Here is a 13,678-nt window from a genome sequence, read left to right on the forward strand (position 1 = left end):
GCCAAGCGTACGAGAACGTCCCCGCCGGTCGGGGCGGGGCCGTTCTGTGATGAGCCGGGTCGCTCAGGCCACGACGAGCTCGCGCTCCTCGTCCGTTCCGGCCACTTCGTCGTGCGCCGCGCGCCGGCGCGGGATCAGCAGCGCCACGAGCGCCGCGACCGCGACCACCGCGGCGCCGATCCACAGGGCGGGGACCGTGCCGTCGGTGAAGGCGGCCGGCGACTCGTAACCGCCCCGCGCGGCGAAGACCGCGCCCAGGACCGCGACACCCAGCGCGCCGCCGACCTCGCGGAGCGCGTTGTTGGCACCGGACGCGATGCCCTGCTCGGCCGGGCGGACGCTGGACATCACCACGCTGGCGGCCGGGGCGAAGTACAGCGCCATGCCGACACCGCCGAGGATCAGCCCGGGCAGCTGGGCCGCGTACGACACGTCGGTGCTGGTCACCAGGGCGAAGTAGCCGAGTCCGGCGGCCTGCAGCGCCAGACCGGCGGCGACGACCGGGCGGCCGCCGATCCGGTCCGAGAGGATGCCGGCGAACGGCGCGACGATCAGCGGCATGCCGGTCCAGGGCAGCATCCGCAGTCCCGCCTCGGTGGGCGAGTAACCGGAGACGCCCTGGAAGAACTGGCTCAGCAGGAAGATCGATCCGAACATGCCGAGGAACATCAGCAGGCTGGCGACGTTGATCCCGAAGAAGGCGCGGTTGCGGAAGAGCCGCATCGGGAGCATGGGGTGCGCGTGGGTGAACCCGTGATGGATGAAACCGGCCAGCAGAGCGGCGCCGGCCAGCAGAGCGGTGAGGATCGTGGGGCTGCTCCAGCCGTCCGACTGGCCGTTCACCAGCCCGTAGACGATGCCGAAGAGACCTCCGCTGACGAGCAGCGTGCCGGGCACGTCGAGCCGGGCGTTCGGTGCGCGGGACTCGTCGAGGCGCAGCCGGGCGAGCGGGAGCAGCAGCAGGCCGATCGGCACGTTCAGCCAGAAGATCCACTGCCAGGACAGGTGCTCGGTGAGGCTGCCGCCGATCAGCGGGCCGCTGGCGACGGCCAGACCGGTGACCGCACTGAAGATGCCGAGCGCGGCGCCCCGCCGGGCGGCGGGCACGGCCGCGGTGAGCAGCGTGAGAGTGAGCGGCATCATGATCGCGGCGCCGACGCCCTGCACCGCGCGGGCGGCGATCAGCGGAGCGATCCCCGAGGCCAGCGCCGCCGCGGCGGAGGCGCCGGTGAATATGGTGAGGCCGGTGAGGAAGAGCCTGCGGCGGCCGAACCGGTCACCGAGGGACGCGCCGAACATGAGCAGGACCGCGAAGGTGAGCGTGTAGGCGTTCACCGTCCACTGAAGGTCGTCCAGCGCCCCGCCGAGATCCTTGCGGATGGAGGGCAGTGCCGTGGTGACGACGAGGTTGTCGAGAGCCGCCATGAATCCGGCGACGCTGGTGACGATCAGAGCCCAGGTGGCGCCTCCGCGCCGGGCCGCTCGCTCGTTCATTGCTCCCCCTGTGGGTTAGTTATCGATGACTAACTTTTTTGGTCATACGCGTACGGCCCCATTTAGTGCGATGGCGATCACTTCTTCGGCCGCGACGATTCGTAGCACCCGGACCAGACCGGGGCATCCGCCGGGAAGCCGAGTGACACCAGCGTGTTGATGAGCATGCCGTAGGCAAGGAAGGTGGTGGTCCCGTCCGTGTCGGCGCCGAGGACCAGATGGACCGTGTCGTACATCTCCGTCCAGGCGGCTCGCACCGCCGCACCGAACTCGTGATCGCCGGATGCCTCGGCGGAGGCCACCGCGACGTAGGTCTGCATCTGCATCAGCAGCTTGCCCGGATCGTCCGCGATCAGCGACTGATACGCCTCGCTCATGGCGTGCAGGGCGTCATCGCCCTCCAGCCCCTCGGACGCCTTGGCCAGGACTGCCGTGGTCTCTGCCATGCAACGACCGGAAGCTGCCAGGAAGATGGCCTCCTTGTTCGGGAAGAGCCGGAAGAGATACGGCTGCGACACACCCACCCGTTTGGCGATCGCCTCGGTGGAGGTGCCGTGGTAGCCGCCGCGCGCGAATTCGACCATCGCCGCGCGGATGACGCTCTCGCGTCGCTCTTCAGCGCTCATCCTGACCATGCGAGGAGGTTAGTGGCTAATTACTAACTTCGTCAAGACGTCCCCGGACGCCGCCCCCGGACGCCGTCGAGGGGCGTCCCGGCGGGACGCCCCTCGCACACACCCGCCCGCGGTCAGGCCAGCCGGACCACCGCACGGGACATGCCCAGCACCTTCTTGCCCTCGCTGACCGCCGTGAGGTCCACCCGCACCAGATGGTCGTCGAGCTTGGCCGCGACCTTCGCGCTGACCTCGATCAGCGCCCCCTTGTCGTCGTTGGGGACGACGACCGGCTTGGTGAAGCGAACGCCGTACTCCACCAACGCACCCGGATCACCGACCCAGTCCGTGACCACCCGAACCGCCTCGGCCATCGTGAACATCCCGTGCGCGATGACATCGGGCAGCCCGACCTCGACCGCGAACTTCTCGTTCCAGTGGATCGGATTGAAGTCACCCGACGCCCCCGCGTACCGCACCAACGTGGCGCGGGTCACCCGGAAGGACTGCGCCGGCAGCTCCGTGCCGACCTCGACACTCCCGTACGAAATCCTCGCAGTCATCGTCACGCCTCCCCGGCCGCTCGCGACACCAGTTTCGTCCACGCGGTCACGACGTGTTCGCCGGACTCGTCGTGCACCTCGCCACGGATGTCGATGATGTCGTTGCCCGCGAGCGACTTGATCGCTTCGATGGTCGACGTGATCGTCAGCCGGTCCCCCGCCCGCACCGGACGCCGGTACACGAACTTCTGATCGCCGTGCACCACCCGCGCGTAGTCCAGCCCCAGCTGCGGATCGTCGACCACCGCGCCCGCCGCCTTGAACGTGATCGAGAAGACAAAGGTCGGCGGAGCTATCACATCCGGGTGACCGAGCTTCCTCGCCGCGTCCTGATCGACGTACGCCGGATTACTGTCACCCACCGCTTCGGCGAACTCACGGATCTTCTCCCGGCCGACCTCGTACGGCGTGGTGGGCGGATACGTCCGCCCTACGAAGGACTGATCGAGCGCCATGGGCTCACTACCTCCTGAAGAGTTGTGCCGGGACACAGATGGGTTGTGCCGGGACACAGGAGAACACGTCGCACGCGCCGGACCGCGAAAACGACGCGAGGCCGCCCCCGAAGACGGGGACGACCTCATGCCTGTGCCTGTGGAGAAAGCGCCAGGTTCAGCGCGTTTCGCGGTGCGCGGTGTGCGAGTTGCAGCGCGGGCAGTGCTTCTTCATCTCAAGACGGTCCGGGTCGTTACGCCGGTTCTTCTTGGTGATGTAGTTCCGCTCCTTGCACTCCACGCAGGCCAGCGTGATCTTCGGGCGGACGTCGGTGGCAGCCACGTGAGTGCTCCTTGGACGGATGGACGGATGAACGCAAAAAAGAGTAGCCGATCGAAGGACCGACCCCACAATCGGCTACCGTGTGTAGCGGTGACCGGACTTGAACCGGTGACACAGCGATTATGAGCCGCTTGCTCTACCGACTGAGCTACACCGCTTTGATACGGAGTCCCTCACCCGAAGGTGAGGGCTACCGCACCAGAGCCCCAATACGGAATCGAACCGTAGACCTTCTCCTTACCATGGAGACGCTCTACCGACTGAGCTATTGGGGCGAGCGATGAAGACATTACACGCTCTGTCGCCGATCGCCCAAATCCTTATGAGGTGCCCACCAGGCACCCCCCTCCCACCTACCTCCGAGGCACCGGAAGGCACACCGGTACGACTATTTCGCCCCTCCTCGAACCCCGTACCCCCGCCCCCTAGGCTCGCCTCACGCTGCGTGACATCGCCCGTCACGCCCGGCCACAGCATCCAGGAGCGCGATGCCCGACAGCCAGCCGCGGCCTCCCGAGGGAGTCACCGCCGACACCACCGCGCTCCTGCTCCGCGGCGCCCGCCTCACCGACGGACGAACGGTGGACGTGCGGCTCAACAACGGCCGCATCGAAGCCGTCGGCACCGCCGGCAGCCTGACCACACCGCAGGCCCGCGGCTCCCACCTGGACCTCGACGGATTCCTGCTGCTCCCCGCCCCCGCCGAACCGCACGCCCACAGCGACACGGCCCTCACCGCCGACACCGGTCCGGCCACCGACCTCCCCGACATCCAGCGCCGCGCCACCGAGGCCGCCCTCCTCCAGCTCAGCCACGGCGCCACCGCACAGCGCAGCCACGTACGCATCGGCGACGTCCAGGGGCTCGGCCCGCTGGAAGCCGTACTCCAGGCCGGCCGCGCCCTGCACGGACTCACCGAGCTCAGTACCGTCGCCGTGCCCCGGCTGCTCACCGGCGTCGGAGGCGCCGACAGCCTCGCCATGCTGCGCGACGCCCTCAAAATGGGCGCCACCGCCGTCGGCGGCTGCCCCGACCTCGACCCCGACCCCACCGGCTACACCGAGCTCGTCCTCGAAGTCGCCGCCGAACACGGCTGCGCCGTGGATCTGCACACGGAGGGTGACGATCCCGCCCGCATCGCCCGGCTCGCCGCCATGGCCGGCGGCCTCCGCCCCGGCCTCACCCTCAGCCCCTGCGGCGGCCTCTCCCGGCTCCCGCACGACGCTGCCGTACGCACCGCGGGCCGGCTCGCCGCGGCGGACATCACGGTGACCGTCCTGCCCCAGGGCGGCTGCGCCGGCGTAGAACGCACCGGCATCGCTCCGGTGCGGCTGCTGCGCGCCGCCGGGGTACGGATCGCCGCCGGCAGCGGCGCCCTGCGCGACCGCGCCAACCCGGTCGGCCGCGGCGACCCGCTGGAGGCCGCCTACCTGCTCGCCTCACAGAGCGGACTCACCGCGCAGGACGCGTACGGGACGATCGCTGCGGCCGCGCGCCGGGCGATGGGCCTCACCGAGGTCCGCGTCGAAGCCGGCTTCCCCGCCGAGCTCATGGCCGTACGCGGCGAACGGCTCTCCGGCGTGCTGTCCCTCGCCTACAGCCGTATCGTCATCCACCGGGGACGCGTCGTCGCCCGGACCAGCGCGGTCCGCGAATACTGCGATCCGGCCGCCGCCACCCTCGAACTCCCGCGCCAGGGAAGGCCGGACACCGCACCCTGACGGAGCCCAGACCACCGTACCGGCCGATTCCGAGCGAGCCGGGCCGCTCCGGCGTACCGTCGGAATCATGCGCATTGTCATCGCAGGTGGACACGGACAGATCGCGCTGCGGCTGGAGCGGTTGCTCGCCGCGCGCAGTGACGAGGTCGCGGGCATCATCCGCGCCGCAGGTCAGGCCGACGACCTGAGAGCCGCCGGCGCCGAGCCGGTCGCACTCGACCTGGAATCGGCATCCGTGGACCAGGTCGCCGAAGTACTCCGCGGCGCCGACGCCGTGGTCTTCGCAGCCGGCGCGGGTCCCGGCAGCAGCGCCGAACGCAAGGACACCGTCGACCGCGACGCCGCGGTGAAATGCGCCGACGCCGCCGAACAGGCAGGCGTACGCCGCTATCTCATCGTCTCCTCCATGGGCGCCGACACCCACCACCGGGGCGACGGCGTATTCGACGTCTACCTGCGCGCCAAAGGCGCCGCCGACGAGGCCGTACGCGCCCGCACCACCCTCGACTGGACGGTCCTGCGCCCCGGCTCCCTGACCGACGACCCGGGCACCGGCCAGGTGCGCCTGGCCGCCGGCACCGGCCGCGGCTCGGTCCCCCGCGACGACGTGGCGGCTGTCCTGGCCGAACTGCTCGAGACCCCGGCCACCGCGGGCCTCACCCTGGACCTGATCAGCGGCTCGGTGCCGGTCTCGGTCGCGGTGAAGGACGTGGCGGGCAACTGACTCCGGGGGCGGGTCACCCGGGAAACGCAACAGCCCCTGACCAGAATTGCTGGTCAGGGGCTGTTTTCCGTGGCGGCGCCAGGGTTCGAACCTGGGTAGGCTGAGCCGGCAGATTTACAGTCTGCTCCCTTTGGCCACTCGGGCACACCGCCAAGGATTTGCTGCCGAGAGACCGCTTCGCGGCGGTGCCCGTGGCAACGACGTAAACGATACCCGATGACCAGGGGTGCTTCGCCACCCGATTGATCGGGGCTCGGAGCGCGGAGATGACTAGGCTTGCCACGGCGAGCCGGAGAACCGGCCGCACTCCCATAACGCACCCCGATACAAGGAGCCACAGGACATGGCCGACTCCAGTTTCGACATCGTCTCGAAGGTCGAGCGGCAGGAGGTCGACAACGCCCTCAACCAGGCCGCCAAGGAGATCTCGCAGCGCTACGACTTCAAGAACGTCGGTGCCTCGATCGACTGGTCGGGCGAGAAGATCCTGATGCAGGCGAACTCCGAGGAGCGCGTCACCGCGATCCTCGACGTTTTCCAGACCAAGCTGATCAAGCGCGGGATCTCGCTCAAGGCGCTGGACGCGGGCGAGCCGCAGCTGTCCGGCAAGGAGTACAAGATCTTCGCCTCGATCGAGGAGGGCATCTCGCAGGACAACGCCAAGAAGGTCGCGAAGGTGATCCGCGACGAGGGCCCGAAGGGCGTCAAGGCGCAGGTGCAGGGCGACGAGCTGCGGGTCAGCTCGAAGAGCCGGGACGATCTGCAGGCCGTGCAGGCGCTGGTGAAGGGCAAGGACTTCGACTTCGCCCTGCAGTTCGTGAACTACCGCTGATGTGACGGCTTCCGGGTGCCGCTGAAGGAGAGCGAGCGATGACGGGCCTGTTTCCGCGGACGCGGGCCGAGGTGGCGCCCGGGGCCGTGCACGTACCGGAGTGGCTGTCGCCCGAGCGCCAGCGGGAGTTGGTGAGGGTGTGCCGGGAGTGGGCGCGGGGGCCGGTGCCGCTGCGGCACACCCGGTTGCCCAACGGCGGCGTGATGTCGGTGCGGACGTTCTGCCTGGGCTGGCACTGGCAGCCGTACCGGTACTCGCGGACTGCCGACGACGTGAACGGTGCGCGGGTCGCGGCGTTCCCGCGGTGGCTGGTGGAGCTGGGACGCTCCGCGGTGGCCGAGGCGTACGGGGACGCGGGGGCGTATGTGCCGGATGCGGCGCTGGTGAACTTCTATGACGGCGACGCGCGGATGGGGATGCATCAGGACAAGGAGGAGCGGAGCGCCGCTCCTGTGGTGTCGTTGAGTCTGGGCGACACCTGCGTCTTCCGGTTCGGGAACGCGGAGGGGCGCGGGCGGCCCTGGACGGATGTGGAGTTGGTCTCCGGGGACCTGTTCGTCTTCGGCGGGCCGTCGCGGTTCGCGTACCACGGGGTGTCGAAGGTCCTCCCGGGCTCCGCCGGGCCGGAGTTGGGGTGGTCGGGCGGGCGGCTCAACATCACGTTGCGGGAGACGGGGCTCGGCTGACCGGCCCCGTTTCCGGGGCCGGTGCCGCCCGGCTCAGCGGCGCTGGCGTGAGTTCCCGAAGAGCAGCCGGTAGACGATCAGCAGGACCAGGGAGCCGCCGATGGCCGATACCCAAGTGGCGCCGTCGTAGAAGTGCTTGGAGACCGGGTGGTCGAAGAACTTCGCTCCGGCCCAGCCTCCGACGAAGGCTCCGGCGATGCCGATCAGTGTGGTGCCGACGAGTCCGCCCGGGTCGCGTCCGGGGAGCAGGATCTTGGCGATGGCCCCGGCGAGCAGGCCGAGGATGATCCAACTGATGATTCCCATGAGCAGAGCCTGCCTTCCGGACGGTCCTTTAAACGGTCCTGTTACTGGGTGGTTCTGTGAACAAGGACGTCAGAGGGGGTGCGCCGGTTGCGGGGACATGCGGTGAGGCGGCCGGCCCCTCTCGCCATGGGCAACAATGGCGCCGTGCACCCCACCGATCGGATCATCGTTGCCCTGGATGTGGACACCCGGCGGGCAGCCGAGAACATGGTTGATCGGCTGGGCGCGGAGTGTCGTTTCTACAAGGTGGGGCTGGAGCTGCTCACGGCGGCCGGGCCCGGGCTGGTCGAGCGCCTGGTGGCCGACGGCAAGGAGGTCTTCCTCGACCTCAAGCTCTTCGAGATCCCGAATTCCGTCGCCGGCGCGGTCCGCGCGGCCGGCGCCCTGGGCGTCTCCATGGTGACCGTGCACAGCATGGGCGGCACCGGGATCATGGCAGCCGCGGTGGCCGCGGCCGGTGATTTTCCGCGCCTTCGCGTGCTGGCCCTGACGGTCGTCACCAGCATGACGAGCGCCGATCTGGCGGCTGTCGGCATCTCGGCTTCGGCCGAGGATCAGGTGCTGCGGCTGGCCGGTCTGGCGGAGGGGGCCGGCTGTCATGGCGTGATCGCAGCGCCGCAGGAGGCCGGGGCGCTCCGGGGCCGGCTGGGGCCGCGTGCCCTGATCGTCACGCCGGGCGTCGTCCTCCCCGGGGAGTCCCGGGGTGACCATGCCCGCCCCGGGACTCCGCGCGCTGCCGTTGCCGCCGGCGCGTCGCATGTCGTGGTGGGCCGGGCGGTCACCCGTGCCGCGGACCCGGCGGCCGCGCTGCGGCTGGTCCGCGGCGACCTGCTCGTGCTCAATACTCCTGGCGCACGGTGAAGGGCTGGTCCGTGCGGACGATGTCCTTGCCGAGCGGCATCAGGGATACCGGGATGAGCTTGAAGTTGGCGAGGCCCAGCGGGATTCCGATGATGGTGACGCACAGCGCGATGCCGGTGAAGATGTGGCCGAGGGCGAGCCACCAGCCCGCGAGGATCAGCCAGAGGACGTTGCCGACGAAGGAGGCGCCGCCGGCGTCGTGCCGGTCGACGGCCATGTAGCCGAAGGGCCAGAGGGCGTAGCGGCCGATACGGAAGGCGGCCACGCCGAAGGGGATGCCGATGATCGTGACGCAGAGCAGGAGGCCCGCCAGCAGGTAGCCGAGGAACATCCAGAAGCCGCACAGAACGAGCCAGATGACGTTGAGGATGGTTTTCACGGGCGGGGACCTGCCATTCGCTCGAGTCGGGAGATGCGCTCCGCCATCGGCGGATGGGTGGAGAACATCTTGGACAGTCCTTGGCCGGGACGGAACGGGTTCGCGATCATCATGTGGCTCGCGGTTTCGATCCGGGGTTCGGGGGGCAGCGGCAGCTGCTTGGTGCCGGCGTCGAGTTTTCGCAGGGCGCCGGCGAGGGCGAGGGGGTCGCCGGTGAGCTGGGCTCCGGAGGCGTCGGCCTGGTATTCACGGGAGCGGCTGACGGCGAGCTGGATCACGGAGGCGGCCAGCGGACCCAGGATCATGATCAGCAGCATGCCGAGGAGGCCGGGGCCTTCGTCGTCGTCGGAGCGGCCGACGGGGATCAGCCAGGCGAAGTTGACGAGGAACATCACGACGGAGGCGAGCGCGCCTGCCACGGAGGAAATCAGGATGTCGCGGTTGTAGACATGGCTGAGTTCGTGGCCGATCACGCCGCGCAGTTCCCGCTCGTCGAGGATCTGCATGATGCCTTCGGTGCAGCACACGGCGGCGTTGCGCGGGTTGCGGCCGGTGGCGAAGGCGTTGGGCGCCTGGGTCGGGGAGATGTAGAGGCGGGGCATGGGCTGGCGGGCGGCGGTGGAGAGCTCGCGGACCGTGCGGTAGAGCGCGGGGGCTTCGAATTCGCTGACGGGGCGGGCGCGCATGGCGCGCAGCGCGAGCTTGTCGCTGTTCCAGTAGGCGTACGCGTTGGTGCCGATCGCGACGAGGACCGCGACGATCAGTCCGGTGCGGCCGAAGAAGCTGCCGATGACGATGATGAGGGCGGAAAGCCCCCCCAGGAGGACGGCGGTCCTCAGCCCGTTGTGCCGGCGGTGCACGGTACGCCCTCCAAGTGGTGCGGCAGGGGAACCCTTGCTCAGTGACTCAGTCCACTGTTCAGTGGACCCTCCCTCACTGGTCAACGCCAGGCGGGGAGAGCTGGTTCCCTGGTGCGCGCGGCCAGTCGGGTCGGCCGTACGGGGGGGTCAGCTCTGGGCAGGGACCTTCGCCATGCGCAGAGCTTCCTGCTCGGGCTCGACCTGGCTGGTGCAGTGGCCGCAGCGGGAGGCGATGGCCGGGATCTCCGTGTAGCAGTAGGGGCAGTCGCGGAGGGCGGCCTTGACGTCGAAGGGCTTGTCGGCGGTGAACCGGGACTGGATCTTGGCTACCGGGACGACCACGAAGAAGTAGAGGACCGCGGCGGTGACGAAGAAGGCGACGCCGGCGTTGATGAGCAGGCCGTATTTGAAGTGGGCGCCGTCCACGGTGAACTGGGCCTTGCTGAAGTCGCCCATGGCGGAGCTGGTGGCGAGGCCGATCAGTGGGGTGATGAAGGCGGTGCTGAGCGCGGTGACGACCGCGGTGAAGGCGGATCCCACGGCGAGGCCGATGGCCAGCGAGATGACGTTTCCGCGGAGGATGAAGTCTTTGAAGCCGCTCAGCACTGCTTGCTCCTCGATGCTCTGGTTCCTGGGTGACCGGCCTGTCCGGCGCGGGCCGGACGTCTTCCGGTGTCCCCGTGCCGTGCTCCCGCCGGCGGTCCGGTCGGACAGCGGGCGGGTGCCCGGCGCAAGACCGTAGCAAATCTCAGAAGAGGCTGCCGGACGCGAAGCGCAGGGCCAGCTGGGGGGCGCCGGAGAGGGCGATACCGGCGGCCGCGGCGAGGGTGACAGCGACGGTGAGAGGGGCCGGGGTGCGGAGCGCGGTGGACTCCGCGGGTGCGGCGGCCGGCTGCTGCTCGGGTGCGCGGAAGAGGATCGCTGTCCACTTCAGGTAGTAGTAGAGCGCGATCACGACGTTGACGGCCATGACGACGGCCAGCCAGCCGAGGCCCGCGTCGACGGCCGACTGGAAGACGACGACCTTGGCGAAGAGGCCGATGAGGCCGGGGGGCAGGCCTGCCAGGCAGAGCAGGAAGAAGGCCATCGCGAGGGCGGCGGTCGGGCGGGTGGCGTGCAGGCCGCGGTAGTCGGTGAGGCGGTTGCCGGGGCGGGTACGGGCGACCAGCGCGGCGACGCCGAAGGCGCCGAGGTTCACCACGGCGTACATCAGGGCGTACGCGACGGTGGAGCCGATCTCGTCGTTCGAGGTGTACGCGGCTGCGGCGATCGGCACCAGCAGGTATCCGGCCTGGGCGACGGACGACCAGGCGAGCAGCCGGACGGCGCTGTGGGCGCGGGAGGCGGACTGGCGCAGGGCGGCTACGTTGCCGACGGTCATGGTGAGGGCGGCTAGCGCGGCGACGGCGGGGCCCCAGGCGTCGGCGTAGTCGGGGAAGGCGATGACGGTGACGAGGATGAGTCCGGAGAAGCCGACCGCCTTGCCGATCACCGAGAGGTAGGCGGCGATGGGCAGGGGGGCGCCGACGTAGGTGTCCGGTACCCAGAAGTGGAAGGGGGCGGCGGCGGTTTTGAAGGCGAAGCCGACGAGGGTGAGGACGACTCCGGCCTCGGCGAGGGTGTTGAGTTGCGGGTCCACCTGGGCGGTGGCGATCCGGGTGAGGTGCAGGGTGCCGGTGGCCGCGTAGACGAAGCTGACGCCGAGCAGCATCACGGCTGTGGCGGTGACGGAGGAGAGGAAGAACTTGAGGGCCGCTTCGGCGGAGAGCCGGTTGCCGCGTCTGATGCCGACGAGAGCGAAGGCGGGCAGTGAGGCCACTTCGAGGGCGACGACGAGAGTGGCGAGGTCCCGGGACGCGGGCAGCAGGGCGGCGCCCGAAGCGGACGAGAGCAGCAGGAACCAGTATTCGCCGGCCGGGAGTTTGTCGCGGCCGGTTTCGTGGATGGACAGCAGTGCGGTGAGCAGTGCGCCGCCGATGACCAGGAGCTGGATGACGAGGGCGAAGTGGTCGGCCGTGTAGCTGCAGGCGCTGTTGCTGCCGGTGAGGCAGAAGGTGGCGTGGTGGCCGCTGCGCAGCGGCACCAGCATGAGGATCGCCGCCGCCAGCCCTGCGACGGTGGTCCAGCCGAGGAGCGGTTTGCGGTGTTCGGGTACGAAGAGGTCACCGACCAGGACGATCAGCGCGGTCGCCGCGACGATGGTGGGCGGGGCGATCGCGAGCCAGTCGACGGACTGGACGAGGGAGGTCATGCCTTGCCTCCAGCGAGGAGCTTCTGCACGGCCGGATCGGAGAGGCCGAGGAGGACTGCGGGCCACAGGCCGGCGAGGACGGTGAGGGCGACGAGGGGGGTCCAGGTCAGGGCTTCGTATCCCTGCACGTCCTGGATGCCGTGGGGCTGCGGGTCTTCCTTGGGGGTGGCTCCCATGCAGACGCGGCGGACCACGACCAGCAGGTAGGCGGCGGTGAGCAGGGTGCCGAAGGCTGCCACGGACATGAAGGTGAGGAAGGCGGGGCGGCTGAGGCCGTCGGCGGGGTGGAAGGCGCCGAACATGGTGAGCATCTCGCCCCAGAATCCGGCGAGCCCGGGCAGTCCGAGGGAGGCGACGGCGGCGAAGGCGAGGAGGCCGCCGAGGCGGGGTGCCCGGCCGTAGAGGGCGGCGCCGGTCGCCCCCGCGAGCGTGTCGAGGTCGACTGTGCCGTAGCGGTCCTTGAGGGCGCCGACCAGGAAGAAGAGCAGTCCGGTGATGAGGCCGTGGGCGATGTTGGCGAAGAGCGCGCCGTTGACTCCGGTGGGGGTCATCGACGCGATGCCGAGAAGCACGAAGCCCATGTGCCCGACGGAGGAGTAGGCGATGAGGCGTTTGAGGTCGCCCTTGGTGCCGGGCTTGGTGAGAGCCAGGCAGGCGAGTGATCCGTAGATGATGCCGGCGACGGCGAAGGCGGCCAGGTAGGGCGCGAAGGTGTGCATGCCTTCGGGGGCGATCGGCAGAGCGATGCGGACGAATCCGTAGGTGCCCATTTTGAGCATGACGCCGGCCAGCAGGACCGAGCCGACGGTGGGGGCCGCGGTGTGGGCTTCGGGGAGCCAGCTGTGCAGGGGCCACATCGGGGCCTTGACGGCGAGTCCGACGGCGATGGCGAGCACCGCGATGACCTGGGTGCTGTGGGTGAGGCCGCGGCCGTTGTCAGTGGCGAGTGCCACCATGTCGAATGTGCCGCTCTTCACGCCGATGAGGAGGAGGCCGAGCAGCATGACCACGGAGCCGAGGACCGTGTAGAGGATGAACTTCCAGGCGGCGGCCTGCTTCCGGGCACCGCCCCAGCGGGCGATGAGGAAGTACATCGGGATGAGGACCATCTCGAATGCCAGGAAGAAGAGCACCAGGTCGAGGACGGCGAAGGTGGCGAGGGTGCCGGACTCGAGGACCAGGATGAGCGCGACGAAGGCCTTCGGGGAGGGGCCCGCGGGCATGTTGAAGCGGCTGTAGAGCGCGCAGAGGAAGGTCAGCAGCGCGGTCAGCAGGAGGAGGGGGAGCGAGATGCCGTCGATGCCGAGGTGGATGTGGACGTGGAGTGCCGGGATCCAGCTGATGTCGGTGCCGGCCTGCATGGTCGACGGGTGGTCCCGGTCGAAGCCGAGCGCGAGGACGATCGCGGCGAGGAGGACGGCACCGGTGACGATCACGCCGTGGCGGAGCACGGCCCGGTCGGGTGACGTGCCCTTCAGCCCGGTGACGGGATCGGGCGCCGCGGAGCGGCTCGTTGAGGGGCGGTGGTCGGGTGACGGGCGGACCGGCAGGAGCGCCGCCACGGCACCGATGAGTGGGGCGGCGACGATGAAGGCCAGAAGGTACTGCAT

General features: G+C 69.7%; 16 protein-coding genes and 3 tRNA genes. 5 read left to right on the forward strand and 14 right to left on the reverse strand.

The genetic code is table 11. The features are described 5' to 3' along the window. Window positions 1-63: 63 nt before the first annotated feature. The 7 genes from AB0436_RS23835 to AB0436_RS23865 form a co-directional block, all read right to left on the reverse strand. The gene (locus AB0436_RS23835; protein WP_366469942.1) at window positions 64-1,494 is read right to left on the reverse strand and encodes an MFS transporter; all 1,431 of its coding nucleotides are present in this window, start codon (window positions 1,492-1,494) and stop codon (window positions 64-66) included. 77 nt (window positions 1,495-1,571) lie between these two features. Next, entirely contained in the window at window positions 1,572-2,129 is a 558-nt protein-coding gene (locus AB0436_RS23840; protein WP_366469943.1) for a helix-turn-helix domain-containing protein, read from the reverse strand. A 113-nt stretch (window positions 2,130-2,242) separates the two neighbouring features. Continuing rightward, the gene (locus tag AB0436_RS23845) at window positions 2,243-2,671 is read right to left on the reverse strand and encodes a MaoC family dehydratase (RefSeq protein WP_366469944.1); all 429 of its coding nucleotides are present in this window, start codon (window positions 2,669-2,671) and stop codon (window positions 2,243-2,245) included. Between the two features lie 2 nt (window positions 2,672-2,673). Beyond that, the gene (locus AB0436_RS23850; RefSeq protein WP_366469945.1) at window positions 2,674-3,126 is read right to left on the reverse strand and encodes a MaoC family dehydratase N-terminal domain-containing protein; all 453 of its coding nucleotides are present in this window, start codon (window positions 3,124-3,126) and stop codon (window positions 2,674-2,676) included. A gap of 157 nt (window positions 3,127-3,283) precedes the next feature. Further along, window positions 3,284-3,448 (reverse strand): 50S ribosomal protein L33, encoded by a 165-nt coding sequence (gene rpmG / locus AB0436_RS23855; protein WP_006604855.1) that lies wholly within the window; start codon window positions 3,446-3,448, stop codon window positions 3,284-3,286. 85 nt (window positions 3,449-3,533) lie between these two features. Next, a tRNA-Met gene (locus AB0436_RS23860) sits at window positions 3,534-3,606 on the reverse strand. A gap of 44 nt (window positions 3,607-3,650) precedes the next feature. After that, window positions 3,651-3,723, reverse strand: a tRNA-Thr gene (locus AB0436_RS23865). A 213-nt stretch (window positions 3,724-3,936) separates the two neighbouring features. Here AB0436_RS23865 and AB0436_RS23870 point away from each other — a divergent pair. Together AB0436_RS23870 and AB0436_RS23875 are read left to right on the forward strand one after the other, a co-directional pair. Beyond that, window positions 3,937-5,169 carry a hydrolase gene (locus AB0436_RS23870; protein ID WP_366469946.1) on the forward strand — a complete coding sequence of 411 codons (1,233 nt, stop codon included), beginning with the start codon at window positions 3,937-3,939 and terminating at the stop codon, window positions 5,167-5,169. 67 nt (window positions 5,170-5,236) lie between these two features. Next, window positions 5,237-5,893, forward strand: coding sequence for an SDR family oxidoreductase (locus AB0436_RS23875; protein WP_366469947.1), 657 nt, complete (start codon window positions 5,237-5,239; stop codon window positions 5,891-5,893). 70 nt (window positions 5,894-5,963) lie between these two features. Here the strand turns inward: AB0436_RS23875 and AB0436_RS23880 are convergent. Continuing rightward, a tRNA-Tyr gene (locus AB0436_RS23880) sits at window positions 5,964-6,045 on the reverse strand. 191 nt (window positions 6,046-6,236) lie between these two features. On the opposite strand from AB0436_RS23880, the gene AB0436_RS23885 reads away from it, so the two are divergent. Both AB0436_RS23885 and AB0436_RS23890 read left to right on the forward strand, forming a co-directional pair. Next, window positions 6,237-6,725 carry a YajQ family cyclic di-GMP-binding protein gene (locus AB0436_RS23885; RefSeq protein ID WP_366469948.1) on the forward strand — a complete coding sequence of 163 codons (489 nt, stop codon included), beginning with the start codon at window positions 6,237-6,239 and terminating at the stop codon, window positions 6,723-6,725. A 38-nt stretch (window positions 6,726-6,763) separates the two neighbouring features. Beyond that, entirely contained in the window at window positions 6,764-7,411 is a 648-nt protein-coding gene (locus AB0436_RS23890) for an alpha-ketoglutarate-dependent dioxygenase AlkB (protein ID WP_366469949.1), read from the forward strand. A gap of 33 nt (window positions 7,412-7,444) precedes the next feature. On the opposite strand, the gene AB0436_RS23895 is transcribed toward AB0436_RS23890, so the two are convergent. Continuing rightward, complete coding sequence (locus AB0436_RS23895) at window positions 7,445-7,717, reverse strand: GlsB/YeaQ/YmgE family stress response membrane protein (protein WP_366469950.1); 273 nt, start codon at window positions 7,715-7,717, stop codon at window positions 7,445-7,447. Window positions 7,718-7,861: 144 nt separating this feature from the next. Here AB0436_RS23895 and pyrF point away from each other — a divergent pair, with 144 nt between their 5' ends. After that, window positions 7,862-8,578, forward strand: coding sequence for an orotidine-5'-phosphate decarboxylase (gene pyrF / locus AB0436_RS23900; protein ID WP_366469951.1), 717 nt, complete (start codon window positions 7,862-7,864; stop codon window positions 8,576-8,578). On the opposite strand, the gene AB0436_RS23905 is transcribed toward pyrF, so the two are convergent. The 5 genes from AB0436_RS23905 to AB0436_RS23925 all read right to left on the reverse strand — a co-directional run bounded on the left by AB0436_RS23905 (window position 8,556) and on the right by AB0436_RS23925 (window position 13,678). Next, complete coding sequence (locus AB0436_RS23905; RefSeq protein WP_366469952.1) at window positions 8,556-8,957, reverse strand: YccF domain-containing protein; 402 nt, start codon at window positions 8,955-8,957, stop codon at window positions 8,556-8,558. The two genes, pyrF and AB0436_RS23905, sit on opposite strands and share 23 nt — an antisense overlap. Beyond that, window positions 8,954-9,817, reverse strand: coding sequence for a zinc metalloprotease HtpX (gene htpX / locus AB0436_RS23910; protein ID WP_366469953.1), 864 nt, complete (start codon window positions 9,815-9,817; stop codon window positions 8,954-8,956). The genes AB0436_RS23905 and htpX overlap by 4 nt, the downstream gene beginning before the upstream one ends. Window positions 9,818-9,964: 147 nt before the next feature. Then, window positions 9,965-10,423, reverse strand: a complete 459-nt coding sequence (locus AB0436_RS23915; protein WP_366469954.1) for an MscL family protein — start codon at window positions 10,421-10,423, stop codon at window positions 9,965-9,967. A 142-nt stretch (window positions 10,424-10,565) separates the two neighbouring features. Next, complete coding sequence (locus AB0436_RS23920; RefSeq protein WP_366469955.1) at window positions 10,566-12,068, reverse strand: NADH-quinone oxidoreductase subunit N; 1,503 nt, start codon at window positions 12,066-12,068, stop codon at window positions 10,566-10,568. After that, window positions 12,065-13,678: an NADH-quinone oxidoreductase subunit M gene (locus tag AB0436_RS23925; protein ID WP_366470046.1), complete on the reverse strand. Its 1,614-nt coding sequence runs from the start codon at window positions 13,676-13,678 to the stop codon at window positions 12,065-12,067. The genes AB0436_RS23920 and AB0436_RS23925 overlap by 4 nt, the downstream gene beginning before the upstream one ends.

The sequence above is a fragment of the Streptomyces sp. NPDC051322 genome, from assembly GCF_040689485.1.
Classification (GTDB): domain Bacteria; phylum Actinomycetota; class Actinomycetes; order Streptomycetales; family Streptomycetaceae; genus Streptomyces.

Excerpts from the sequence above, each read along its gene's own strand:
- AB0436_RS23835 (WP_366469942.1), bottom strand. The coding sequence starts at position 1,494 with ATGAACGAGCGAGCGGCCCGGCGCGGAGGCGCCACCTGGGCTCTGATC.
- AB0436_RS23840 (WP_366469943.1), bottom strand. The coding sequence starts at position 2,129 with ATGGTCAGGATGAGCGCTGAAGAGCGACGCGAGAGCGTCATCCGCGCG.
- AB0436_RS23845 (WP_366469944.1), bottom strand. The coding sequence starts at position 2,671 with ATGACTGCGAGGATTTCGTACGGGAGTGTCGAGGTCGGCACGGAGCTG.
- AB0436_RS23850 (WP_366469945.1), bottom strand. The coding sequence starts at position 3,126 with ATGGCGCTCGATCAGTCCTTCGTAGGGCGGACGTATCCGCCCACCACG.
- AB0436_RS23870 (WP_366469946.1), top strand. The coding sequence starts at position 3,937 with ATGCCCGACAGCCAGCCGCGGCCTCCCGAGGGAGTCACCGCCGACACC.
- AB0436_RS23875 (WP_366469947.1), top strand. The coding sequence starts at position 5,237 with ATGCGCATTGTCATCGCAGGTGGACACGGACAGATCGCGCTGCGGCTG.
- AB0436_RS23885 (WP_366469948.1), top strand. The coding sequence starts at position 6,237 with ATGGCCGACTCCAGTTTCGACATCGTCTCGAAGGTCGAGCGGCAGGAG.
- AB0436_RS23890 (WP_366469949.1), top strand. The coding sequence starts at position 6,764 with ATGACGGGCCTGTTTCCGCGGACGCGGGCCGAGGTGGCGCCCGGGGCC.
- AB0436_RS23895 (WP_366469950.1), bottom strand. The coding sequence starts at position 7,717 with ATGGGAATCATCAGTTGGATCATCCTCGGCCTGCTCGCCGGGGCCATC.
- AB0436_RS23920 (WP_366469955.1), bottom strand. The coding sequence starts at position 12,068 with ATGACCTCCCTCGTCCAGTCCGTCGACTGGCTCGCGATCGCCCCGCCC.
- AB0436_RS23925 (WP_366470046.1), bottom strand. The coding sequence starts at position 13,678 with ATGCAGTACCTTCTGGCCTTCATCGTCGCCGCCCCACTCATCGGTGCC.